A 24,917-nucleotide genomic window follows, 5' to 3' on the forward strand; every position below is an offset into this window, starting at 1 on the left:
AGCCGTAAAATAAGGAAATAGGTGAAAAACTTCCTTCCAAATAAAAAGGAATTAAGCAACCAAACGCTACTTAATTCCTTGAAATTGTCTCATCACCTCTATTAGCCTTTAAATTTTGATAGACTCTATTTTCTAATCAATATGACCAATATTGTCAATACTAACCCTTTCAATCAATTCATTAGTTATCGAAACTAAGTCTATTAATAGATCCAAAAAAGAGTATCAATAGTAAAGTAAACTAAATAATTAAGTTATAAATAGCTATTTTTACAAAACTGTTTCATCATCATACTATCTCAGTACACAAACCATTTTTCTATAGCTTTTGTCTTAATCTTGATCTTTTTTCTTTAATCCAAGAAATGCACCTAAGGTAAACATTATTCCAGCAATGAATGGTGTAAAACCTTCTCTAACTGTTCCGGTTTTTGGCAATCTATCAGAATTGTTAGTATCCGATTTACTATCGATATTGGTATGTTTATTAGCTATATTCTCTGGTTCATTAAGATAAACTTCCTTCTTATTTTCAAAGTTTTTATCATTTTTATCAGGAACTGGAGCTGTAACATCCTTAGTTGAATCAGATCTTTGACTTTCATCTAATTGACTATAATTTACTTGTACAGAAACTGTAGATTTGACATCCTTAGTTGAATCAGGTTTTTGTGAATGATGTTCTCTTTGTAAATCCTCCTTTTTGTAATTTTCATCTAATTGACTATGATTTGCTTGTACCTTATCTTTCTTTTTCGATACATCAAAAGTAGGTTTATTTTCCTCCTCCTTTTTCTCCTCTATTTTCTTGAATACAGGTTTTATAAGGGTATCTTTTGATAGATTAAGAACATAGCCAACGTCTTTTTTCCCTTCGAAACCAGAAATTTCCCAGCCATCAAATTGATATCCTTTTTCTAATTCACCCTCATAGACAGGTAAAATGAAATCTTCTTCCGACACTATCGTTGAACTCATTTCTTTTCCATTTTGAATGGTCACAGTTACCCTATGAGGTTTTAGTTCTCTTACCTCTCCCGTATCTTTGTTTAAAATGAATTCTTTTACGGTTGTATTTCTTGCGAAATCTTTTACAAGAATCTTAATATTTAGTGTCTTATCTGTTAGTTGTTTAATATCATCAAATGATTTATATTCTTTTCCATTTACATAAATATGTTTGTCTTGAATCTCACCATTGAATCCATTATCTCTTTTATCATTGATGTTAAAGACTACAGATTTTCCATCAGCATATTCGATACTTGTATTTCCCTTGGGATCAATGTTTACTTCTGGTTTAACATTATCATATAAAAATTGATAGTGTACTCCAACCGCTTTCGCATTCAAATTGCTATAGCCAGTTTGAAGATAAACATTTCCATCCATATCTGTTACCTTATCTGGAAATCCGTTTGCTTTATAATCTTTCATCCCCCAGTCCATGATGTCACCGTCTTTAACATTAAGCTTAACGTTAAAATCTCTAGTGTTATCAATGTGTAAATCTCCGTAGATTAAATAATTATCTACAACAGATTCATTAACTCTCAATTCCCAGTTAAAACCACCCTTATCAGAAATCTTACCTCTTAAATAAAACTCTGGATTTCGTACATAAATTTTATTAAATTTAGATGGATTAAAGTAGTTCTTGTCCATTGAAAGATTTACTGGTTTTGCATCAATAAATAACGTAGAGCCATCTTCTTTTATAGCTTCTACATTGGACTTATCCTCTCCAGTGTACTCTTTACCATCCTTACCAAATAATACAAGTTTAGACGGATCTGTTACAAGATTTCCGTCTTTATCGATTGCCTCCCCTTTATCGTTCATTTTAAATGTAAACACTTGATACCTTACAATGTTAAAGCCGTCCAAAGCCGACATTAATACAGCTTGAGTACTTCTTCCATCTTCAACATTTCTACTGTCAGAATAAATTATTTTTTCTGAAAGGGCTCTTAGATTAGGATTGGAATTTTGTATTTTTGCTATATCTTCCTTGCTATAGACTCCATTTCCTTCTAACATATCCGTTTTTCCAGGATTATAGGTAGTCACTTTTAGTGCATAGCCTTTTCTCAGAATGATATTATCCTTTAATAGATATTGTTGTTTTTCTGAATCAGAATAGATTTTACCAGATTCCATTTCAGTTAAATTATTTGGTTTGTTCTTTGAAAGATCTCCTTCCCCTAATTCTATTATATTCCCATAACTTGATGCATAGGGATATTCTGTCTTAGTTTCCCTATTTTTTTTAGGCATTCTAATCTTCGTTTCAGCTTTTCTCTGACCATCATCTGTAACAAAGAATCTCATATCTCCTGCAAAAGCTAATCCATCCACAATATCATTAATATTAGCGTATAAATCAAATGTCATCGTTTTTGAATTGGAATCATACTTGGTCGCTTTGATTTCTATATATTTATAGGTATTTCCATAATATACCTTGGCATTTTTAGACACATTACGTATCTTTCCAAGAATTTCAAAGTGTCCATCTTTAGACGGGCTTAGAACACCATAAATTTTTGATTTGATTTCGTCAAGTTTTTCAGTTTCATATTCTAAGGCGCTACCATCGTCATAGGCAGCTATATTTCCTTTATCGTCATATCGATAATCAAGTTCTACTGTTCTTGTACCACCATTTACAAAGTCCTCTTCTTCCCTATATTTCTTTTTAATGAGTTTCTTTAGGTCTTTATTTTCAAAGTTTCTAATTGTTGAAATAGTTTTATTTATTTCAAGGCTAGCTTCTCCCTCAACTGAACTTTCTTCATCTGGTTTTGAATCTTCATCCTTAGCTTGATTATTATTGGTATTTTCCTCTGAGCTCTTTGCATTTTTGAGTTTATCTTCAGAAATTTCACCAAGTTTTTCATATTTAGAAGCATCTTTGTCAGGATCTACTAGGTAATAAGAAATCATCCCCTTTTCATCAGCATGATCAGCAAATTTAATTCTATGAATCTTTGTGAAATTACTAGAGCCATCTAATGCAATGACTTCAATGATTTTTCCTCTTAAATCTCCTGCACCATTAATTTCATAAATAGTATTTCCGTCTTTGTCAAGTTTTCTGTTTCTTCCTTGACCCTCACCTGCATAAGTTACTTCAAGATTTTTCTCAACCTCTCCATCTTCATTAACAAGAGCGGCGCCAGCATACCAAACTTCGTTTGCAATCTCGTCAAATTTTTCAGGATGTTCTTTTTGATCTCTCGCAAATAGGGTTTCATTCTTGTATTGGTCTTTTACCTTGTGATAAGTATCCTTTGTGATCAGCTTAATTTTTTCAGGATTTGAAAAATCAACCGAAACAATCTTAGGGGCTGTGTTATCAATTTTTACAGGAATATAGGAAACCTGCCATGGATAATCTTTAGTTAATCTATATTTAAATTTATAGAAATATTGACCTTCCGCAATCGGTTCAAATTGACCTCTTATCTTAGTAGCAGGATCTTGATTATCCTTACTTTCTGGTGCATTTTCTTCTCTACCTCTAGGATTATAGATGAGTCCATCCCACTTCAAGTCACCCCAAACTTTTAGTTTAGATGATTTGATTCCCTTTGCATCATTGCTTTTAGAGTTTAAAATTCCTTTAATAAAGTGTTCTCTCGAAATGACTTTTAAGTCTCTTTGATTTTCTCCCTCTTTATTTGTATTTACTATTGAAATTAATCCTTCTTCTGCACTTCTTAATACAAGTGGAGAAGGTGTTAATCCTCTTTCAAGTTGAGCCTTTTGAGGATTTCCATTTGAATCTAAAGGATAAATGTTAGCAATATTAGAACCACTTGATGATGCATTTAGCCCTTCGTTATTGAAAGCAAATAATTCTGGATTTTGATCTAGGGATGTTCTATTTTTATCTTTTCTATTTTGTATAACTCCTGCTGGATTAAATTTATCTATACCATGTTCTCCACCAATTCCCTTATTTAAGGTTCCTGGAATTTTCGGTTTACCATCATCATCATAACCTCCCATTGTTTTTGATTTTGATCCTTCTTCCCAAGCCCATTTATCAAGGATTGGTTCGTGGTTCCAATTCCCAGCAAATCCCATTAGAGGCATTGATAAAGAAGGTTGGAAGTTTATTTTCTTCCCGTTAGAGTTTAGAGCTTCCATTTCTTCTACTGACTCAAAATGAATAAATGATTCTACAAATTTATTTTTGTCTTTAGCCTCTCCAACATTTATAACCGCATTCAAATCAAAGCTAGAATTTGCGCCTATAGTGAAAGTATCATGCTCAAATGTGATATTTGCTCCTTTGATTTTTTCTGGGTGGATTTCTGGAACAATTTGCTTACCATCTGGAGATTTTTCATCTTTGTATGTTTCATCCAGTTTTAGTCTGTCAGTTAGAGCATCTGTAGTTATCGCTGATGCTGAAACTTTAAAAGTCAAAGGTCTGTTTGATGTATTGTGAAGCTTAATTGTAAAATATTTTTCTTCTCCTTTTATTTCTTTAAGAGAAATAGAACCATAAGAGTTTACCAAACCTTTAGAATCCTTGTTTTTGAAAGTCGCTACAACTTCATTTCTCAAAGCATTGGCCACATTAATTAGCCCTGCTCCCTGTTGTCTAGGTGATGCAAAGTATTGACTTTTTTCTTTCCAAGACGTTGCATCCATCATCGGTCGCGCAGTATTTTGTAGAGCAATTTTTGTAAGACTTGTAAGATCTATTTTGTCATCTCCCTCAAGATTTTTCAATACAGGTCTTTCAAGCATTTCCTTTAACTTCGGTCTAATCAAAACAGTAGAAGCTGCTACGATTGGAGTTGCCATACTAGTTCCTGACATATAGCCATAAGTTGATTTCCCATTAATGACATTGAGAGTAGATTTAATGTTTTTACCAGGTGCTGAAACATCGGGTTTTAAAAGTAAATCTATTCTTGGTCCCCAAGATGTGGATCCTGCTGGAACGATGACATCTTCTTTATACAATTCTTTGTCTGTGTCAGGTGCAAACTTAAAGTCAATCTCTTTTTCGTCACCTACATTCGGTTTATTAGAATTATAGCTTGCCATATCAATTGGATAGTATTGCTCCAATTTATCTTTGAAATCTTCCTTACTATTTCTTTTAACCTCAGTTTTTTTATCAGGATTAATCATGTTCCATAACTTTACACCATCATCTCCTGAAATTGAAAATACTTGACTTTTAGTCCCTTCATCCGCTTCATATCCCATAGCTGGAAGCTCTGTCCAATTATCTCTATTGTAGTAATTGACAGTATTTACAACCATAATGGCGCGTGCGCCCTTATCCGTAGCTTTTTTAAAAGCATTTTTTAAATCCTTTGTATAAATTCTATCCATTACTGCAATTTTGCCCTTAAGATCCAAACCTATCAACTCTTGGTCTTGGCCTTTGCCTATATATACAAATTTCAATTTATCAGGAGCTTTTGAACCATCTTCATTTGTTGTGATTTTATTCTTATCGAAAAAGGCTCCTATATTTCTGTATTTAAAACTTTTTCCTCCAATCTTAACTTTATCAAACTCAACTGTTTGATTTTTAGCAGATGCAACCGCTATCGCATCTTCATGTGCTGCTGTTCGCGTTACATTTCCAGTGTCGGTCATTTTCAGATGATTATTTGCCACTAAATCCCAAGAAGAACTTGAAGCAGAAGTCGCATAGTTACCCGTAGCTACAACCATTGGAATGCCTGCTTTTCTTAATGCTCTAATAGCTTGCCAATATTTCTCACCTACAAGACCTGTTCCTGTAAAGCCAGATGATACCGAAACAACATCGACATTGTGTTTGATCGAATCTTCAATAGCATGAAACATTGTTTCATCTCCTGCGAAGCCAGATCCTGCGTCAGAGTACATTTTATAAGAGAATATCTGTGCATTAGGAGCAATTCCATCTATTCCATTAAAGTTCTTGATGTCTTTTTCAGTATCATTTCCCGCAAGAATCCCTGCAATATGCATTCCATGTGGATCAAAATAATCACTTCCATCATCAGCTTTTTCTACAGTTATTTTACCACCATTATAATAATTGAAAGCATGAGGAATCTTATCACTCAACCAGAAATTTTTATCAGTACCTTTTAAGTCTTCTTTTTTAAATCTCATTGAGTCTTTAGCATCATCATCAATCCTCATGGCCTTATGCCTATAATCTGTCCCGGTATCGATATTTGAAATGACCATACCTCTACCATCAAAGTTTTTCCCAAATTGAGCATTAATGGCCTTTAGGTAATCGATAGCCTCCTCAACTCCAATTTCCTTTCGGGCATGATTCATCATGGGTTGGAGTTTTTGTGACCGTTCAACCGATGAAATACCTTCTATTAGTTTAATTTTATCCAGATTATCTGGAGTTGTTTCTATTGAAACACCATTAAAAATCGTATTATAGGTATATAAAACGTTTGTATCCTTAAGATTGGATAATTCCTTGATTGCTTTTTCTCCAGATTCTTTATCTTTAAATTCAGCAATATAGACAAGTTTATCCTCTTTTTTGGGACTTTCTGGGTCTTTACTTGCAGACGAGTCCGCTTTATCTTCTTTGGATTGATTGGAATCTTCTTTGATTGTTGCTTCTTCATTGCTAGTTTTGTTATCTATCACAGATTCTTTACTAACAACTTCTTTTTCCTCAATAACCGTTGTTTTCTTCTCTTCAGTATCCTTGGAAGTTTCTATATCATTATGAATATTTTCATGTTTTTCTTTATTTTCTGCTTCCTTATCTACTACTACTTTTTCTGTATCAGAGATAGTTAAAGCATCTTCAGAGCTAGATGTGTCTGCTAAGACTACCTCATTAGGGGCATAGGCTGCTAAAATAACTGCAGCTGTGGTTAATGACAATACTGTACTTTTTTTCATTTTAATTCCTTACATATTTATTTAACTTCCAATAGATAGAAAACTTTAACTTTGCTAGCCTTTGTTATAAAAAGTTTTACTAAGTATTATCTAGGAAATAGAGTAGTACATTTATATATAATTGTTAGCTCTCCATAAAAATAGTATATCATTTAAAAAATTTAAGTCAAGAAAAATTAAGGCTGGTTAATTTTATTTTTAACGCATGTTAATAAATGATGCAAAAGTTTCGTACTTAACGGGGATACATTATAAGCACATTCATACCATCAAAAATAGTAGCAATCAAATTGAACCACTACCAAAATCACAAAGTCAAACATCATTGATGAAATATCAGCGCTATTAAACAATATAAATAACCGCTAAGAATAAGGCTTAACGGTTATTTATACATATCTATTTTTTCAAATCTTCAGTCATATGTTCACCTGTGACCTAGGCTTTACGAGTGCCTTGCTCTAGCAACTAATACTCAATGAAAATCAAAAAGCAAACTAGGAAACTAGCCGTAGGCTGCTCAAAACACTGTNNACGAAGTCAGTCACATATAAACGGCAAGGTGAAGCTGACTTTGTTTGAAGAGATTTTCGAAGAGTATGAATACTCACGTCCCTTACAACAATCATTATAGCAGAGGAGTTTCTCAAGAACAAGTTCTTTTGCCTATCTGGTCTCTATATCAGTCTAAGTGGTCTGATTTTCTTTAAAAAGAAAAAGAAGCCTGATGAGACTTCTTCACTTTGCCGATTGCAGGGATCGAACCTGTGACCTAGGCTTTACGAGTGCCTTGCTCTACCAACTGAGCTAAATCGGCTATTACACTTACAGTATAGCACTCTGAGAATAGATGTCAAGGAATTTTCATCTCTATTAGAAAAAGCCTGTCTTGAGACAAGGCTTTGAGTTTCTTCATCTTAGGACCCAGCACTTTCGTAAGAATCCAAGCCCCTGTCCCATAGTTTCAAGGAAATAGCAAAGAAAGCGAGGGAAATCAACATCAAACCTCCGATGTTAAAGATTACACCCTTGTCCTGCAAGAAATAGCTGGCAGGATAGTAGGCCGTAAAGGCAAAAGGTACAATAAAACTGATTAACCACCGAAGAAGAGAATTGTAAATCGAAATCGGGTACTTGGCAAAATCATTGAACATATAGAAGATGTAAATCATGGCGCCTGACTGTTTGGTCCAAAAAGCGATACTAGCTGTCGCGATTTTAAGAGAAGTATAAATCAAGGTCGCAAAAGGAATACAAACTAGGAAAAGCAGGAATTTTGGAAGAGTCCAAGCAATGCTGCTCATGGTTGTTCCCAATAAAATTCCACCAACCAAAAGTTCGCCCAAGGCATCAATCTGAAAGGTCTCAACTAGGATGTGAAAGAGAGGATTGATAGGACGAGTCAGATACTTGTCAAACTCCCCTTTTCTCACCAAACGCTGTCCCAGAGCCCAGAGATTATCAAAAAAGAGATGGTCCAGCCCCTTGGGAATCAAGGAAAATCCATAGATAAAAGCAATCTCTTGAAAAGTCCAACCTTCTAGGGATGGTATGTGTTGAAAGATGACATTGAGAAACAAGAGATTTAAACCTTGAGTTAAAAAAACTCCCAGAACACCAACTACAAAATCCACCTTGTATTCCATAATTTGTTTGATGTACTGTCTGATAAAAATCAGATGCATGCGTTGATATTTTTTCATACTAACCTCCTTGAATGGTGATAAAGGACTGGACCCGTTTCCAAATCAACTGAGACAAGCCCACCATCACTAAGAGCCAGAAAAACTGCAAAGCGAGCGCCTGAAGAATCTGATTGGCATCGTATTTCCCAACGATAATCATGACCGGAGTGTAAATCAAGGATGAAAAAGGCAGGAAAGACAGAATATCTGAAACAAGCTTTGGAAAGAAAGCCAAGGGAATCAAACTTCCAGACATAAAAGCCACTATGGAAGTCTTAAGTAAATTGGAACCCCATAGATTTTTAAACACAAAGGCAGAAAATCCAAAGCAGATATTAAAGAAAAAGTTAATCAGATAAGCTAGCGTTAGACTAAAGAGATAAAGGACAGTTAAACCCAACACTTCAACAACGCCTTGCCCAGATAAGATTTTCATCAAAACAATGACACTTAAAAATGGAAGGCCAACAGAGATAAAAATCAACCACTTGGAACCAAGCTCAGTGAAAAGATAAGAGGCCGCAAAATGCACTGGTCTCAGTAAGCGCATGATGATGGAACCATCCTTGACCTCCTCCCCAATCATAAAAGAGCTATCGGACCTGGTCAACAGATTGGTCACAAAACTCATGATGATGTAAAGGGTGATATCCGCCATATTAAAGCCCTGAATCAAAGACTCTTGTGAGGAATCAAAGACAGCCTTCCAGAGATAAAAGGCCACAAAAGCACCCATGACATCGCCTATCCGATAGAGAATAAAGTTGACTCGGTAAGTAATCAACTCCTGAACCCCTGCATTGATAAAGGGTTTATAACGTCTCCACAATTTGATCATCCTAGAGCTCCTTTCGGTAGAAGCGACGGATAATATCCTCAATATCCGTATCCACCATCTTCAAATCGCGAATTTCAAAATCAGACAGAGTTTGCTTGATAATGTCAGCTGACTGGTAGCGAGAACTATCGAATTCAATGTTGAGGCTACTCCCCTGTCTATCAATAATCATATCAGGCAGACCTTCATAGTGAGAAAGGAGATGACTTTGACCTGGTAGCAGTTCAAATGAGAGCGTCTTCATCTTGCCAAAGGTTTCCTTGAGTTGGCTCACCGTTCCATCAAAAATCTCCTGCCCCTTGTCTATCATAAAAATCCGATCACAAAGTTGCTCAATGTCGCTCAGGTCGTGAGTGGTCAAGAGAATGGTAGTCTCTTCCTCCTGATTGATCTGGGTAATGGCGCGACGAATGTTATCCTTGACCGAAACGTCCAAACCAATGGTCGGCTCATCTAAAAAGAGAACCTTGGGATTGTGAAGTAAGGAAGCCGCAATATCCGCCCGCATCCGTTGACCCAGTGAAAGAGTCCGCACGGGATCCTTGATAAAGTCCTTCAAATCCAAGACTTCATTCAAAAAATCCATGCGCTTATGGAAGAGCGAATCTGGCACATCGTAAATCTCTTTTAAGACCGTGTAGGTCTCTTGCAGGGCCAAATCCCACCATAGCTGGGTGCGTTGTCCAAAAACTACGCCAATATCTTTGACATAATCTTGACGATTGTCCTGGGGAATCTTGCCGTTAATCCGACAAAAACCAGATGTCGGTTTTAAAATCCCTGTCAGCATTTTGATTGTTGTTGACTTCCCAGCACCATTGGCCCCGATAAAACCTAAAATTTGCCCCTTGGGAACCTCAAAGGTCAAATCCTTGACCGCTTCAAAGGTCTGCTTTTCAGGATGAATAAAGGAGCGCAAAGCCCCCTTCAAGCCCGGTTCCTTAACAGTCTTCACAAAATTTTTCTGAAGATGTTCCACTTCTATCATTGCCATATCTATCTCCCTATGGTAAGGAATTGCAACATTGTCTTTTGACTACAAATATTCTAAATCCTTACTTTCTACACCTTCTACATTTTATTACTACAGAAGGCTTTATACCAACCTATTATAATCTAATAAAAAATAGAATGCAAGCGTTTGCCTAAAATTTGTGAAATTGAAAATTTTTCTCTTAAAATAATACTTTTAATCAAAAATTCTGTTTGATAGTTTAAATTACCAACCTACCACCCTTCCTACTAAAACAGCCCTTGACTTTCTCGATCTTTTTTTGTAATGTATATGTAATACAATATCATTACAAGGAGAAATGCCATGTCAAGACTTACACGAGACCGAGTTTATAACTTCCGCGTCAATACTCAACTATTTGAAGAAGCAAAAACCATCCTAGAAAGCCAAAACATCAGCCTTTCAGATGCCCTCAACCTCTTTGTAGAACAAATCGTCCTTGAAAAAGGTCTCCCAATTAAAACAGCCGACCAACTCAAAGCAGAAATCTTCCTAGGCGAACTCAAGGCAGAACTAGATAAAGGCTACCAAGACATCATCAAGGGGCGTCTCTACGACGCAGACGAGGTCTTTTCAAAGTATGGACTATAAAGTACGCTTCACAGAACAAGCTAGACAAGACTTGGACGATATTTTCATCTACTACTCCACAGAGTTCAGTGAAAACATAGCCAAGAAAGTCATCACTCGTCTCCAACAAATTACCAATCTACTCACCTTCTCACCAGAGGGCGGTATTAACTTTGACCATAAAATCGGATACTCCCTCTATCCAGAAAATATGCTCAGAATGATTGTCTCTAAACAATACCTACTCTTTTACCTCATTCATGAAAAAGAAGTCCATATCCTGAAAATTATCAATTCACGCACCGACTACCTAAACCAACTCGACCACCTCTTTCAACATATCCAAGACTGAGAAGTAAGCTCTCAGTCTTTTTATCTACTACAAATCGATTGCATATGAAAAAGCATAAACAAGGATTTTTTAAAACTCCCAATCCTCTAACATATCGAGGAGCTCCCCAACGTTCTACTCATGCACAAGCTCACGTTTGTAGAGAACAGTAATCAAAGCATGGAAACCATTCTCTTTTTAGACTCAAAATGACGAAATTGTGGACCTCTACATATCCAATAACTTTTAACATTATAGTTGATTGAATCTGGAATAGTCCGCCGAGTTTTCTAAAACATTGTTAGAAATTGGTTTAAATCCCCCAATCAATTTGTCCATTTTTTATCTCATTTCACTATACAATAAGTGAGACTGAAAAAAGTCTTTAAAATTAAAAAACGCATAATATCAGGTCTTGAAAACTTGATACTATGCGTTTTATTGTGGCTTCATTTTATCCTGAAATGAAGTTTTTGCCCATCCTCATTAAGGACAATCTGTTCATTGCAAACAAATTATACCCATTAGAAAGATTAGTCTTCTTTTTTCTTGCGAGCAAGAAGTCCAAATCCACCTAGGACTCCAAGAAGTCCAAGCGCTGCGAGGCTAGCGTTAGCTTCTGTACCTGTGTTAGGCAATTCTTTTTGACCATCAACATATTTAGGTGTTGCTGGCATTTGAGATTTAGCTGGCTGTTCAGGTATTGCTGGAGTTGCTGGCTCTACCGGTTGTACTGGTTGAGTCGGTTCAACCGGTGTTGGAGTTGGCATCTCAACTTTGTGGAAGATATGTCTGATATTACCATTTGAATCTGTCACAGTCTTCACATATTCGTAACCTGGAATTGTTCCCGGTTCTTTAGAACCTGGCTCAGTTGGTTTCAATGGATTTCCATTCTCATCAGTCCAAGTAGTTGTATTTTGCTTACCTGGATTTGGTTGAGGAGCTGGTGGTGTTACTTTTTCATAAACATGAACAGTATCTCCATTTGACAGTTTCTTAGTCTCTACGAATCTGTATTCTGGAATGTCTTTCTTATCTACTGTACCTGGCTCACTTGGATAGTTTGGAATCTCTTTGCCTTCTTTATCTTTGAAGAAGGTACTTACTTTTTCGTAGATATGTTCAGTATCACCATTTGGTAATTTCTTAGTCTCTACGAATCTGTATTCTGGAATCTCTTTCTTATCAACTGTACCTGGCTCACTTGGATAGTTTGGAATCTCTTTGCCTTCTTTATCTTTGAAGAAGGTACTTACTTTTTCATAGATATGTTCAGTATCACCATTTGGTAATTTCTCCGTTTCTACGAATCTGTATTCTGGAATATCTTTCTTATCTACTGTACCTGGCTCACTTGGATAGTTTGGAATCTCGTTTCCGTCTTTATCTTTGAATGAAGTTGTTACTTTTTCGTAGATGTGTTCGATATCTCCGTTTGGAAGTTTCTTAGTCTCTACGAATTTATAACCTGGAATCGTTTTAGCCGGAGTTTCTCCTTCTTCTGTTGATTTCACAGGGTTGTTGTCTTTATCAACAGTAATAAGATTGCCTTCCTTATCCTTGAATGTTGTTGTTACTTTTTCGTAGATGTGTTCGATATCTCCGTTTGGAAGTTTCTTAGTCTCTACAAATTTATAACCTGGGATCGTTTTAGCTGGGATTTCTCCTTTTTCCGTTGATTTCACAGGGTTGTTGTCTTTATCAACAGTAATAAGATTGCCTTCCTTATCCTTGAATGTTGTTGTTACTTTTTCATAGATATGAGTTGTATTACCCTTGTTATCAACTTTAGTTTCAACAAATCTATAACCTGGGAAGTCCTTCTTATCAACTTTGCCATCTTCTGTAGTACTTCCTGAAACAACATTCCCATCTGTATCTTTAAACTCCGTTACAGGACGCACAGTTGGAGTATAAGTTTCAGAAACTACCTTACCATTGACGTCTTTCACTTGAACTGTTACTCCAGAAGTTTTCCCTACAAAATCTTTTTCTGGTGTAAATTCAACGACTCCATCCTTGAGTACATATGTTCCTTCTCCTGGAACTACAACTTCTTTCACTTCTTTACCAGTTTTATCAACTAATGTTAGAGTAGACTTATCAAGTTCAACTTTTTCATGACCTTTATTAAAGTTTACTGTTGTATTATCTTGATCTGGCGTATCAAATACTACAGGAGATGTTTGAATAGTTCCACGAGCTCCTTCAGTAACCGATGAAGCACCTGTTGGAGTTACAGCTGTTACCGTTGGAGTGTAAGTCGTTGTTGTAATTGTTCCGTTGGCATCCTTCACTTGAACTGTTACTGGAGTTGCCTTTCCTACGAAACTTGAAAGAGGTTGGAAGGTGATGGTGTTGGTGTCTTTGTTTAGACTGTAGGTACCTTGATTTGCCACTGTGACAGTTGTAGTTTCTGCTCCATCGGCATCAAGAAGCGTTACCGTTCCCTTATCTAGCTCGACAGACTTCTCAACAGTTTCAACCATAGCACTACCTTTAGTAAAGTTCACAGTGCTAGCGTCTGTATCTGCAGTGTCATACTTAATAACTGAAGTCTGGGCTTGTCCTTGCGGTCCAGTTGTCTCTGAAGCTTCAGAGCTTGGTGTTACTGGAATAACTGTTGGGGTGTAGGTAGCTTCTTTCGTAATGCTTGCAGTTTCATTCTTGGCATTTTTAACAGTCGCAGTTGCTTCAACTTTGATGGCATCTGGTGTCCCCTTATACGCACCATCTGGTTGGAAGGTTACTTTACCTGTCGTTGAATCAATTGTATACTTACCAACTGATTGAACAACTACAGATGTTTCATCTGTCGCTTGGCCTGTAGTTGGATCCACAAGCTTATAGCCTGTGATAGTCGTTGTTGCTTCTGCTCCATTTGACAAGGCAAAGGTTGGAGTTCCTTCTTGTTCTGCCCCTTGAATATCTTTCGATGTCACATCAGTCGACGTTAGAGAAACTGGAGTAACTGTCGGAGTGTAGGTAGCGGTTGAGGTTTCACCATTTGAGTCCGTTGCTTGAACAGTAACACCTGTCCCCTTCTTTTTGTATGATGGATCTGGTACGAAGGTCACAAGACCTGTTGTTGGTTCAATTGTGTATGTTCCTTCATTTGCAATTGTAACACTAGTAGTTGGTTGCATCGTTGATGGATCAAGCAACTGACGTGTTGCAATCGTTACTGATGGATCTGATGTTTCAAATTCTGGAGTTCCACTTTGAGTAGCCCCTTGAATACCAGTCGATGTAGCATCTTCAGATGTCATGGTCACAGCTGTTACCGTTGGAGTGTAAGTCGTTGTTGTCGCTGTTCCGTTGTCATCCTTCACTTGAACTGTTACTGGAGTTGCCTTTCCTACGAAACTTGAAAGAGGTTGGAAGGTGATGGTGTTGGTGTCTTTGTTTAGACTATAGGTACCTTGATTGGCCACTGTGACAGTTGTAGTTTCTGCTCCATTGGCATCAAGAAGCGTTACCGTTCCTTTATCTAGATCGACAGACTTCTCAACAGTTTCAACCAGAGCACTACCTTTAGTAAAGTTCACAGTGCTAGCGTCTGTATCTGCAGTGTCATACTTAATAACTGAAGTCTGGGCTTGTCCTTGCGGCCCAGTTGTCTTAGAAGCTTCAGAGCTTGGAGTTACTGGAATAACTGTTGGGGTGTAGGTAGCTGTCGCAGTTGCAGTGAGTGGGTTGCCAGTAGTATCATTAGCAAATGTTACTGTCAAACGTACTGTAACTGCTGGTGCTTCCCCTGTAAAGTCTTTTTCAGGAGTGAAAGTGACCAAGCCTGTATCTTTATCAATCTTGTAAGTACCTATTGTCTTACCATCTTTTGTAGCCGTTACAGAGCCATCTATCGCTCCTTCAAGGCTATAGAGTTTTGTTCCCTGATCAATCTCTGTCTCTTTCTCAGTCTCAGTTTCGGTATCTGTTTTAAACTCAAATGTTGGGTTACCTGATTGTGGACGTCCTTGAATAGCCAATGATTTCGTAGGTTGACCCTCTATATCCAGAGGAGTAACAGTAATAGTGTAGACTGTTCTTGCCGTGGATGTGTTTGCACCATGATCTGTCCCTGCTGTTGTCTCACCAACGTTTGTCTCATCAACTAGGTTAGTATTACTATCCATAACATCTACTGTAACCGTATAAACACCAACTTCTGTCAATTTTAAGCTTGTTGCATCTGGGTAATTATGAGCATCACCAGTCTTTGTGTAAGATGCAACCACCCCACCATTTGGATCAGTTACTGTAATAGTTGTTATCTTGGTATTGTGACTAGTCTTGAAAGTTTTCTCAGCATCACTTGTAGATGGAAGTGAGTCATCTTCTGCATCAGCTACTGTCACATGAGCATTAGTTGTTACCGTACTTACTCCGTCCAAACTGCGATCTACTAAGTCTACAGTTGTATTCATCTTAGTTGTATAAGAAGTCGAAGTAACAGTTGGTTTTCTATTGATAATCGTAGCTTCGTCCGTTGATTCTGCTGTAGTAGCCTTAACCACACCAGAAAATCCTGATGAAGTAGATACTTCCCAATGATCAGCATCTGTCTTTCTAGCTGTCACTACTGACTGATCCGATGACGACCATGTGTTCGTAGCTTTATCGTAAGAAACTGTTACATAGGTTCCATTCCCAACTCTTGTAGCTAAGGTATTTTCTCTCGCATAAACTGTTTCTTTACGAGTCACATCATTAACTGCTGTAACCTTTCCTGTAGCATCATAACTACGGTTATAGGCATAAATATAGAACTTGATAGAGCCATCCGCTTGCACAGAGGTGTAAACTTCTCTATTCGTTACATCATAAGTACCATCTCTGTGATCGGTTCTAACAGTCGCATATTCAGCTGGTAGTTCCCAACGTCCACTTGTTTTATTCAAGGTTGCAACATGTGACGAGTTATCATTATCTTGGAGTGTGACAGATGAACGCATCAAGGATGCTGTAACAGCTTCTGTTTTAGCATAAACAGATATCTTATTTACACCAGCTGTTGCTGTCATTTCACTTGTAACTTTTAATTTAAATTGTTCACCAACTGTTCCGACTAATTCACCAGCTGTCACTGCTGTATTTGTAGTTCCCTCCGCGGCAACATACCACTTGCCTTCTCTATTTTCAAGTGCTGTGACACTTCCATCAGGCATGGTTACCTTGGCATAGGTAGCTCCTTTAGAGATAGTCACTGGGACTTCTGTTCCATATGCAGCAATGTTGAGGACATCAATTTTCGGTGCTACCTTAACTGTGATACCTGCATGGGTTTCTTGCCCCTGGGTTGTCCAACCATTTGCACCTGTTGGCTGGTTCCAGTCCTTAGCATAGGCTGTAACATAATAAATACCAGCTTCCGTTGGAGTCCCACTAATCAAGGCCTTCCCTGTATAACCCGTAGTCACACCGTCAGGACTAGTTAAGGGTTTACTACCATCTAGTGCATAGGTCAATCCCGGAATCTCTGTATCCACGGCACGAGCTGTTCCAGTAGCTGTCACAATATTACCCGAGATTCCTGTAGTACTTGGTCCGTATTGATTACGGACTGTAACATTCGTCCCATCTGCTAGCGTATAGCTAACATTAGCACCGCCAGACATAGCACGAGAACCTGAAGTATCTGAGTAGTGGATATCAATACTATTTGTAGAGTGACCTTGTTCATTGGTAAAGCTACTTTTACCAACCTTTCCTTCAAAGACCTCTCCATTGGTTCCAATGTTTGGTGGAGTTGTATCTTGCCAACCAATCCAACCCCCACGAAGATTTCGGTACACTGCACGTACAGTAGCATTGGTCTGTTTATTGGTATAGGTCACATACATCCGCGTATCATATACCCCATTTGCCAGACCATCTGTCACAATCTTCCCCTGAATAGTATCTGTAGCTGCATTATAGGTTAAACCTGTTGGTAAGTTTGTCGGCTCTACCTTTGAAACCTCCCAGCCAGCTTTGGCTGCTTTCTCTGTCACACTAAATCGTCCCTTGATTTTTTCGATATAAACACGGTCAGTACCTTGTTCATAGACATAGTGATAGATGTGGGTTGCAAGGTATTCATATCCTCCTCCTGCACCAAAAACTACATTATTACCTGTTGAAATTGTTGACCCATCTGCACGGAGTTTTCCTTTCCAGAGGGGAGCTTCTGCAGCCAAGGCTTCTGCTTGTTCCTTGGTTAGAGGAAAATCCATTCGACCTTTATTATTATTTCCTTGACCTGAGTTGCCAGGATTCGTGTCGGTACCTGTCCGTTGGTGAGAGTACACGACTGCTTCCAGAGTCGTAATATCTCCACTGATTCTATCCGTTGAGACATCTCCTCTTGTAGCGGCAGTTGCACCAAAGGTATAGATATCCTTACCTGTTGCAGAGGCTTCTGTTATAGCTGTTGAAACTATCTTATAAGTGCCATCCCCCTGCGGAATGGATATATAATCTTTGGCATTTGGTTGTGCAATTACACCACCGGCAGGAGGCGTATCAGCCAAGGAAACAGAAAATTCTTCTTTGCCTGTTTTACGGAGAGTAACATAGACAGCTTCAATAGATGACTTCAGTTCTGCCATCGATTGGTTAAGGGCTTGGGCACTCGCATCACCATTTGCTAAAGCAGCCTTTGCTTCTGTAATTTTAGCAGCATTGCTGGCTATGGCAGCTCTAATAGCACTCTTGACATCTTCAGAAAGACTTGAATCATTTGCTTCTTTTTCCAAAAAACTATTTGCTAAACGATTGGTTACATCCGCCTCTGACACTCGCTTTTCTAACTCTACTTTTTCAGATGATTGATTTGTTTCTGCTGTATCGACTTGATTAGCTTGTGCTTGACTAGACGCCTCTGCGATTACAGTAATAGCATTTGTTAGGGCTTGAACTTGCTGAGCGACCTCTTCTTGACTTGTTTTAGCTTCTAAAACTGCTTGCGCACTTGTCAATGTTTGATTAGCAAAGTCAAGAGCTAGACTGTCTGTCCCCTTAGTAGCCGACTGGATTGCAGTACGTAAGGTCAAAATTTTCGATTGTAGTTCCGTCTTATCTGCAACTGTTTCTGTAGAAGAGCTAGTTGCCGCTGCTTCGGTATTCTCATCGCTAGCTTGGGATGAGGCAGTATCTTCACCGCCGTCCCTAGTTAGGACTGGTTTTGCGTCATAAGTAGTGGATTTAGATGAGTTAGCACCTTGATTAGCACCCTCATCGCCTATGGTCGGTGTTGGAGTAGCTGTTGAAGATAGTTCATTAACTCCTTCTACTTCTGTTGCTGATACCGCACCAGCTCCAAGAAACATCAAACCAGCCGCAATTGCCACTGATGCTGCCCCAAAACTATACTTACGAATACCATATCGAAGGTATCTTTCAGTTCTAAAATCTTGTTGACCTCTCTTCATGAGATTCAACCTCCTTGATTTATTTTATTCGTGTTGATTTAAAGCATTAGGGCAAATAAAAAGCCCCCCCCTTAAATTTTTTAGTAATATTAAGAGAAGAACATCTTAAAAAAGATTGCTATATGATTGTAAACACTTTAACTGATTATAACATTTAAATTTATAGCATTCAAGTATTATAACTGATAATTATTGAGTTTGAATGAGTGTTTTTTAATTTTATTAGAGATTTTTCTATTTTTCATTAACGATGATCAATGCTTTAGTATAAAACCAATTTAAATACTCTTAAAGAGTATTGTATTGAAACACGTGACCCTAAGAATAACAGCAGTAACTTAAATTTATACTCTTCGAAAATCTCTTCAAACCACGTCAGCTTCACCTTGCCGTACTCAAGTACAGCCTGCGGCTAGCTTCCTAGTTTGCTCTTTGATTTTCATTGAGTATTACCTTACAAGAAGATATTTTGAAATCAAAAAAAGTTGAGACATAGCGTCTTCAACTTTTTTACATTAGATTAACTACTGATTAAAGTGAGTTTACGTCAACTTTGATACCAACACCTTGAGTAGTTGTGATAGTCAAGTTTGTTACGTAAGTTCCTTTAGCTGTAGCTGGTTTTGCTTTTTGGATTGTTTCGTTGAAAGCTTTGAAGTTTTCAACCAATTTTTCAGCTTCAAATGATACTTTACCGATGATTGCTTGAACGTTACCTGCACGGTCAGCACGGTAAGTGATTTTACCACCTTTAGACTCTTCAACTGCTTTAGCAACATCCATTGTTACAGTACCAGTTTTAGGGTTTGGCATCAAGTTACGTGGTCCAAGGACACGTCCAAGACGTCCAACAAGAGCCATCATGTCAGGTGTAGCGATAACTACGTCGAAGTCCAACCAACCGTCGTTAATTTTAGCAACAAGGTCATCTTCACCAACAAAGTCTGCACCAGCAGCTTTTGCTTCTTCAGCTTTTGCACCACGTGCGAAAACAAGAACGCGTGAAGTTTTACCAGTACCGTTTGGCAATACCATTGCTCCACGGATTTGTTGGTCAGCTTTTTTAACGTCGATGTTCAAGTTGTAAGCAACTTCTACAGTTGCGTCAAATTTTGCAAAGTTAGTTTCTTTTGCAAGTGCTACAGCTTCTTCTACGCTGTATGCTTTTGTGCTGTCGATTTTCTCAAGAGCAGCACGAAGTTGTTTGCTTTTTTTAGCCATTTTCTATTCTCCTTGTAAGTGGTTCAATCGATTTTCATCTCCCACGTCACTTCTCGAAATGATGAAGTCTTGCGGGTTTTCAGTCTATTACTTTCCTTTTCCTACGACCTTAAGTTCCCTTGCTGTACCCAAGTACAAGCATCAGTCACTTGCCTAGTATGAAAAGCAACTAATAGACTGCTGTGAGATTTTCTACTGTGTTATTGATTAGTCAACAACAGTGAATCCCATAGAACGAGCAGTACCTTCGATCATACGCATTGCAGACTCTACGTTTGCTGCGTTCAAATCTGGCATCTTAGTTTCTGCAATTTCTTGTACTTGCGCACGAGTAACTGTAGCAACTTTAGTTTTGTTAGGTGTACCTGATCCTTTTTCAACACCTGCAGCTTTTTTCAAAAGAACAGCAGCTGGTGGTGTTTTAGTGATGAAAGTAAATGATTTATCTTCGTAAACTGAGATAACAACTGGAATGATCATACCAGCTTGGTCAGCTGTACGAGCGTTGAACTCTTTTGTGAATCCCATGATGTTGATACCAGCTTGACCAAGAGCAGGTCCAACCGGTGGAGCTGGTGTAGCTTTACCAGCAGGGATTTGCAATTTTACAAGTTTTTCGACTTTTTTAGCCATTTTTAAATCCTCCTTTGTGGTTTTGGCGGTAATTAGAAATTTTTACCTCCCACAAGTATGCTTTTCACATACCCATCTATTATACACTATTTATCTGGAATTGCAAGAGAAAAGTTTATTTTTTAATCGACGTAATCTCCGCCTTCAAAGCCATAGTATTCTTCCAAACTGAGACCACTCTCAGCAATTTCTTTAGCTTCTTTTCCGACATAACGAAGGTGCCATTCCTCAGCCATATAGCCTGTTTCCTTTTCCTTACCTTTGAGATAACGGACAACAAAGCCATAATCAGCAGCATGATCCAAGAGCCATTGAGCCGCTTTTTCTTCTGTTACTAAATCACCATCAGTCCCAATCACATCAAAGGCCAAGCCAGTTTGGTGTTCGCTATAGCCAGGACGGGCAGAGTAACGGTCAGCTGCTGCTTTCCCATCTTGATTAACATAATCTTGGTAGAGCTTGGTCTGAGTTTCATAACTTCTAAAACCACTATAATGATCACTAATTGGGAAACCTGCCTCTTGCATCGCTTTGATGAGTTTGACCAACTCTGCCTTGGCTGTTGGATTTTCCCCTGGATTATAGTCTTTAGACAATGGATAGTGTTTATTGGCTACGATGATTTCATCGTATTTCCCTTGAATGCTGTAATAGTCTCCTTTGTTAACCACTTCTGCTTTTTTCTGGGCAGCTCCTTGAGACTTACTGCCGACTGTCCCATCAGCTTTAGCAGTTTGCTCTGTCTTAGCTGCTCCATTTTCATTTTTTGATTTTTCTTGTGAACAAGCTGCTAGACTCAAGGCTAGCAAGGCTGTCAAGATAAGGTATCTTTTTTTCATTTCTACTCCTTTATTTCTAATAGTTTATCTACTTCTGACGATAAACATTCGACTAATCTTTTAATCTCTTCCGGTTTTACTTGGCAAGTTTCTGCTGTCATTTCTTCAAAGGGAACCCACCAAACTGGCCCACGACCTTTAAGACCGTGGCCATTCATATCACCTGTCCGTCGTGGAAACAGATGCCAATGAAGATGGGCATCGCCATTTCCTAGCAGCTCGATATTCATTTTCTCAGCAGTAAAGGCCTTGGCAACTGCCTCTTGGACTAGACTCATTTCTTCGAGAAAACGGAGTCTTGTTTCCTTTTTCAAATGGTGTAATTCGGTGACATGTTCCTTGGCTAGAAAAAGACTATATCCTGCAAAATACTGGTGATCTCCAATCACAAGATAGCCTGTTTCCAACTCTTTGACAAAATAGGGATTTTCTCCCTTCTTGATGAGATCAATTCTCTGGCAAATCAGACACATATCAATCTACCAACGCGCTCTTAAGGTAAGCATCAACCATACGCTCGGTTGCGACCACCGAGTCAATATGAGTACGCTCATAAGAATGACTAGACTCGATACCAGCACCAAGCAGAGCGTGTTTGACTTCTGCACCTGCGGACATAGCCGCTGAAGCATCCGAACCATAAAATGGATAGATGTCCAGCTTAAATGGAATATCTTGCTCTTTCGCCAAGGCAACCAAATGTTGACGGAAGTCATAGTGATAAGGTCCAGAAGCATCCTTGACACAGATGGACACTGTGTACTCATCTGTCTGCTGGTCATCTCCCATAGCTCCCATATCCACAGCCAGATATTCTACTACCTGAGCAGGAATATTAGAGTTAGCACCGTGGCCTACTTCTTCAAAGACTGAAAAAGCAAAATGAGTTGTTACTGGTAATTCAATCTTCTCTTCCTTATAAATACGAAGAAGATTAAGTAAAATCGCTGCACTGACCTTATCGTCCAAATGACGAGACTTGATAAAACCCGTCTCTGTCACGACGGTTCGTGGATCAAAGCTGATAAAATCACCGACCTCAATACCAAGAGCACGAGTTTCTTTTTCACTGGTTACTTTTGCATCCAAACGCACTTCCATATTTTCCTGCGTGCGTTCTGCAGTTCCTGCATCCTTATAGACATGACAAGAAGTTTGGTGGATGAGGATGGTTCCTGATACTTTTTCACCTGTGCTAGCCACATGAACGGTACAGTTTTCACCTTCAATCATGTTCCAAGGAAAACCACCGATACGGTCCATTTTGAGACGGCCATCTGGTTTGACAGCACGGACAATAGCACCAAGCGTATCTACATGGGCAGTCACATAACGTTGTTGCTCATCATTTTGACCTTTAATAGTTACATTGACACCGCCCTTGGCCGTGCGAACCGGTTGGTAACCAAAACCTTCTAGAGTCTTGACTAAATAGTCCGAAATCTCCCGAGTGAAGCCCGTTGGCGACGCAATGGCTGTCAGTTCTTTGATATATTCTACTGTTTGATTCATTTCTTCACCTCTTTTGCTACCTATTATAACACATTTATCATCGGATAAAAAAAGAAAATCACTCCTGTAGACTTGGCTACAAAAGTGATTTTAATGATTATTCCATTTCAAAAACATCGCTTTCTTGCTTGTTTGGTAGAACCAATGAGAGCAAGATTCCGACAACGGCTGGTACCAACCATGGGAGTGATGCCTTAGCAAAAGGAAGAGCGTTGACAAGATTTGCAAGAAACTCAACCTTAAACGAGCTTCCTAGTACGCTTGCAATGGCAATAGCTGTAACAACAGCAATTGTCAACTGCATACCTGGTTTTGAAAGGGCAACAAATTTGTTGACAATGACAATCATAACGATGGCAATGGTGATTGGGTACAAGATAACCAGTACTGGAATTGAGTACTTAATAATCGCATCAAGACCCAAATTGGCAATGGCAAATCCAATCAAGGTAAAGGCTGTCGCATAAACCTTGTAGCTGATTTGTGGGAAGCGTTCATTAAAGAACTCAGCTGTCGACACAATCAAACCAACTGTTGTTGTGAAGCAGGTTACAGTAACCATAGCTGCAAGGAAGAGTTGAGCTGTTGAGCCGAAGATTTCTTGAGTGGCTTGTGACAAGATGTAAACACCAGGAGTTCCACCCTTCATAGCCTCAGCTGGTACCGGGAAATGATTTCCAAGGAAACCTAAACCGATATAAAGAGCGCTGAAGGCAAGGGCAACAACGATACCAACCACCCAAATAGTTGAAATGTATTCTTTCTTACTTGAGAACCCAAGTTGTTTCAAGGTTTGAACTGCGATTACACTGAAGGCAACTGAGGCAAGGGCATCCAAGGTATTATAACCTTCTAGGAAACCTGTACCAAAGGCAGAAGCTTGATAAACAGCTGAAGCAGCTTGAGGACTTGTTCCACCGTATTTGATAGCTCCTAGGACAACCAAGATAACAATCAAAATCGCAAAGACTGGTGTTAAAATACGGCCGATACGGTCTAAGATTTTTGATGGATTAAGCGAAATCAAATAGGCTGCTGCAAAATACAGAACTGTAAAGACAATCAAACCAAGACCTTTATTTGCATCCGACAAAAGGGGGCTAATCCCTACCTCGTAAGCTGTTGTAGCTGTACGTGGGATTGCAAAGAATGGACCGATTGACAAGTAAAGAACTGAGAGGTAAAGAGTCGCAAACCAAGGCGCTATCTTTGTTGAAATCTCGTAGATATATCCTTTAGGATTTAGCGTTCCAATAATAAGAGTCAAGACGGCAATACCGACACCTGAAAAGACAAAACCTGCGATGGCAGGAAGAAAATGTTCTCCAGATAGAGCACCTAGAGAAGGCGGAAAAATCAAGTTCCCCGCACCAAAAAATATTCCAAACAGGAGTAAACCTGTTAGGGCACCTTTTTTAGCCATGAAAATCTCCTTCATATTTATAAAATACTGACCTAGTATATCATGAATAGGAGCATGAAAAAAGCTTCACGAAGTAACTATTGAATGTTTTCAAGATTCTTAAAAATGAGAATTGTCTAAAAATAAAATCCCCTACCCAGTCCACACTAAGTAGGAGAAAATTCTAATATTTAAAGTTCTTCAAAGGCCATCATGCCACCTTGTACATTGATAACCTCATAACCTTGTTCTGATAAGAATTGGCAAGCACGCGCCGATCTCATTCCAGATTTACAAATAACATAATGTAACTGGTCCTTGTCCAATTGATCATAGGTATCAGTCAGTTGACTCAGAGGAAGATTCTGGGCATCTTCTAAATGAAGTGCTTCAAACTCATCCACTTCTCTCACGTCCACTAAAGAAAGTTGCTCATTTTGGTAAAGCTGGTAAAATGCGTCAAAGGTTATTTCTTTCATTCTTTTTCTCCTAATACTCTTCGAAAATCTCTTCAAACCACGTCAGCGTCGCCTTACCATAGGTATGGTTACTG

At 38.4% G+C, this 24,917-nt stretch carries 14 protein-coding genes and 1 tRNA gene; 2 read left to right on the forward strand and 13 right to left on the reverse strand.

The features are described 5' to 3' along the window. Window positions 1-333 precede the first annotated feature (333 nt). The 5 genes from HT720_RS08695 to HT720_RS08715 all read right to left on the reverse strand — a co-directional run bounded on the left by HT720_RS08695 (window position 334) and on the right by HT720_RS08715 (window position 10,420). Window positions 334-6,903: a S8 family serine peptidase gene (locus HT720_RS08695; protein ID WP_173275733.1), complete on the reverse strand. Its 6,570-nt coding sequence runs from the start codon at window positions 6,901-6,903 to the stop codon at window positions 334-336. 744 nt (window positions 6,904-7,647) lie between these two features. After that, window positions 7,648-7,720: transfer RNA gene (locus tag HT720_RS08700), tRNA-Thr, on the reverse strand. Between the two features lie 100 nt (window positions 7,721-7,820). Next, the gene (locus tag HT720_RS08705) at window positions 7,821-8,606 is read right to left on the reverse strand and encodes an ABC transporter permease (protein ID WP_173235024.1); all 786 of its coding nucleotides are present in this window, start codon (window positions 8,604-8,606) and stop codon (window positions 7,821-7,823) included. A gap of 1 nt (window position 8,607) precedes the next feature. Continuing rightward, entirely contained in the window at window positions 8,608-9,426 is an 819-nt protein-coding gene (locus tag HT720_RS08710; RefSeq protein WP_000594187.1) for an ABC-2 family transporter protein, read from the reverse strand. Between the two features lies 1 nt (window position 9,427). After that, on the reverse strand, window positions 9,428-10,420 hold the full coding sequence (locus tag HT720_RS08715) for an ATP-binding cassette domain-containing protein (protein WP_173249981.1): 993 nt from the start codon (window positions 10,418-10,420) through the stop codon (window positions 9,428-9,430). A gap of 324 nt (window positions 10,421-10,744) precedes the next feature. On the opposite strand from HT720_RS08715, the gene HT720_RS08720 reads away from it, so the two are divergent. Next, window positions 10,745-11,032 carry a type II toxin-antitoxin system RelB/DinJ family antitoxin gene (locus tag HT720_RS08720; protein ID WP_173275736.1) on the forward strand — a complete coding sequence of 96 codons (288 nt, stop codon included), beginning with the start codon at window positions 10,745-10,747 and terminating at the stop codon, window positions 11,030-11,032. Then, complete coding sequence (locus HT720_RS08725) at window positions 11,022-11,363, forward strand: type II toxin-antitoxin system RelE/ParE family toxin (RefSeq protein WP_173275741.1); 342 nt, start codon at window positions 11,022-11,024, stop codon at window positions 11,361-11,363. Before HT720_RS08720 ends, HT720_RS08725 begins: the two co-directional genes overlap by 11 nt. Before the next feature lie 512 nt (window positions 11,364-11,875). On the opposite strand, the gene HT720_RS08730 is transcribed toward HT720_RS08725, so the two are convergent. The 8 genes from HT720_RS08730 to HT720_RS08765 all read right to left on the reverse strand — a co-directional run bounded on the left by HT720_RS08730 (window position 11,876) and on the right by HT720_RS08765 (window position 24,843). Then, window positions 11,876-18,757, reverse strand: a complete 6,882-nt coding sequence (locus HT720_RS08730; protein ID WP_173275744.1) for a YSIRK-type signal peptide-containing protein — start codon at window positions 18,755-18,757, stop codon at window positions 11,876-11,878. A 531-nt stretch (window positions 18,758-19,288) separates the two neighbouring features. Continuing rightward, window positions 19,289-19,978: a 50S ribosomal protein L1 gene (gene rplA, locus HT720_RS08735; protein ID WP_001085675.1), complete on the reverse strand. Its 690-nt coding sequence runs from the start codon at window positions 19,976-19,978 to the stop codon at window positions 19,289-19,291. Between the two features lie 207 nt (window positions 19,979-20,185). Then, on the reverse strand, window positions 20,186-20,611 hold the full coding sequence (gene rplK, locus HT720_RS08740) for a 50S ribosomal protein L11 (protein WP_001085807.1): 426 nt from the start codon (window positions 20,609-20,611) through the stop codon (window positions 20,186-20,188). Between the two features lie 122 nt (window positions 20,612-20,733). Further along, window positions 20,734-21,450, reverse strand: a complete 717-nt coding sequence (gene ldcB / locus HT720_RS08745; protein ID WP_166736776.1) for an LD-carboxypeptidase LdcB/DacB — start codon at window positions 21,448-21,450, stop codon at window positions 20,734-20,736. A 2-nt stretch (window positions 21,451-21,452) separates the two neighbouring features. Continuing rightward, window positions 21,453-21,923 (reverse strand): HIT family protein, encoded by a 471-nt coding sequence (locus HT720_RS08750; protein ID WP_061088295.1) that lies wholly within the window; start codon window positions 21,921-21,923, stop codon window positions 21,453-21,455. A gap of 1 nt (window position 21,924) precedes the next feature. Beyond that, window positions 21,925-22,962, reverse strand: coding sequence for a M42 family metallopeptidase (locus tag HT720_RS08755; RefSeq protein ID WP_061088296.1), 1,038 nt, complete (start codon window positions 22,960-22,962; stop codon window positions 21,925-21,927). Window positions 22,963-23,059: 97 nt separating this feature from the next. Continuing rightward, complete coding sequence (gene brnQ, locus HT720_RS08760) at window positions 23,060-24,385, reverse strand: branched-chain amino acid transport system II carrier protein (RefSeq protein WP_173275747.1); 1,326 nt, start codon at window positions 24,383-24,385, stop codon at window positions 23,060-23,062. A 170-nt stretch (window positions 24,386-24,555) separates the two neighbouring features. Further along, window positions 24,556-24,843, reverse strand: coding sequence for a rhodanese-like domain-containing protein (locus HT720_RS08765; RefSeq protein WP_173275750.1), 288 nt, complete (start codon window positions 24,841-24,843; stop codon window positions 24,556-24,558). Window positions 24,844-24,917 lie beyond the last annotated feature (74 nt).

Origin of the sequence: Streptococcus sp. 68, assembly GCF_013277415.1 — a bacterium.
In the GTDB taxonomy this organism is placed as follows: Bacteria; Bacillota; Bacilli; order Lactobacillales; family Streptococcaceae; genus Streptococcus.

Excerpts from the sequence above, each read along its gene's own strand:
- HT720_RS08755 (WP_061088296.1), bottom strand. The coding sequence starts at position 22,962 with ATGAATCAAACAGTAGAATATATCAAAGAACTGACAGCCATTGCGTCG.
- HT720_RS08715 (WP_173249981.1), bottom strand. The coding sequence starts at position 10,420 with ATGGCAATGATAGAAGTGGAACATCTTCAGAAAAATTTTGTGAAGACT.
- HT720_RS08765 (WP_173275750.1), bottom strand. The coding sequence starts at position 24,843 with ATGAAAGAAATAACCTTTGACGCATTTTACCAGCTTTACCAAAATGAG.
- HT720_RS08730 (WP_173275744.1), bottom strand. The coding sequence starts at position 18,757 with ATGAAGAGAGGTCAACAAGATTTTAGAACTGAAAGATACCTTCGATAT.
- ldcB (WP_166736776.1), bottom strand. The coding sequence starts at position 21,450 with ATGAAAAAAAGATACCTTATCTTGACAGCCTTGCTAGCCTTGAGTCTA.
- HT720_RS08695 (WP_173275733.1), bottom strand. The coding sequence starts at position 6,903 with ATGAAAAAAAGTACAGTATTGTCATTAACCACAGCTGCAGTTATTTTA.
- HT720_RS08750 (WP_061088295.1), bottom strand. The coding sequence starts at position 21,923 with ATGTGTCTGATTTGCCAGAGAATTGATCTCATCAAGAAGGGAGAAAAT.
- HT720_RS08725 (WP_173275741.1), top strand. The coding sequence starts at position 11,022 with ATGGACTATAAAGTACGCTTCACAGAACAAGCTAGACAAGACTTGGAC.
- HT720_RS08720 (WP_173275736.1), top strand. The coding sequence starts at position 10,745 with ATGTCAAGACTTACACGAGACCGAGTTTATAACTTCCGCGTCAATACT.
- HT720_RS08710 (WP_000594187.1), bottom strand. The coding sequence starts at position 9,426 with ATGATCAAATTGTGGAGACGTTATAAACCCTTTATCAATGCAGGGGTT.
- brnQ (WP_173275747.1), bottom strand. The coding sequence starts at position 24,385 with ATGGCTAAAAAAGGTGCCCTAACAGGTTTACTCCTGTTTGGAATATTT.
- HT720_RS08705 (WP_173235024.1), bottom strand. The coding sequence starts at position 8,606 with ATGAAAAAATATCAACGCATGCATCTGATTTTTATCAGACAGTACATC.
- rplA (WP_001085675.1), bottom strand. The coding sequence starts at position 19,978 with ATGGCTAAAAAAAGCAAACAACTTCGTGCTGCTCTTGAGAAAATCGAC.
- rplK (WP_001085807.1), bottom strand. The coding sequence starts at position 20,611 with ATGGCTAAAAAAGTCGAAAAACTTGTAAAATTGCAAATCCCTGCTGGT.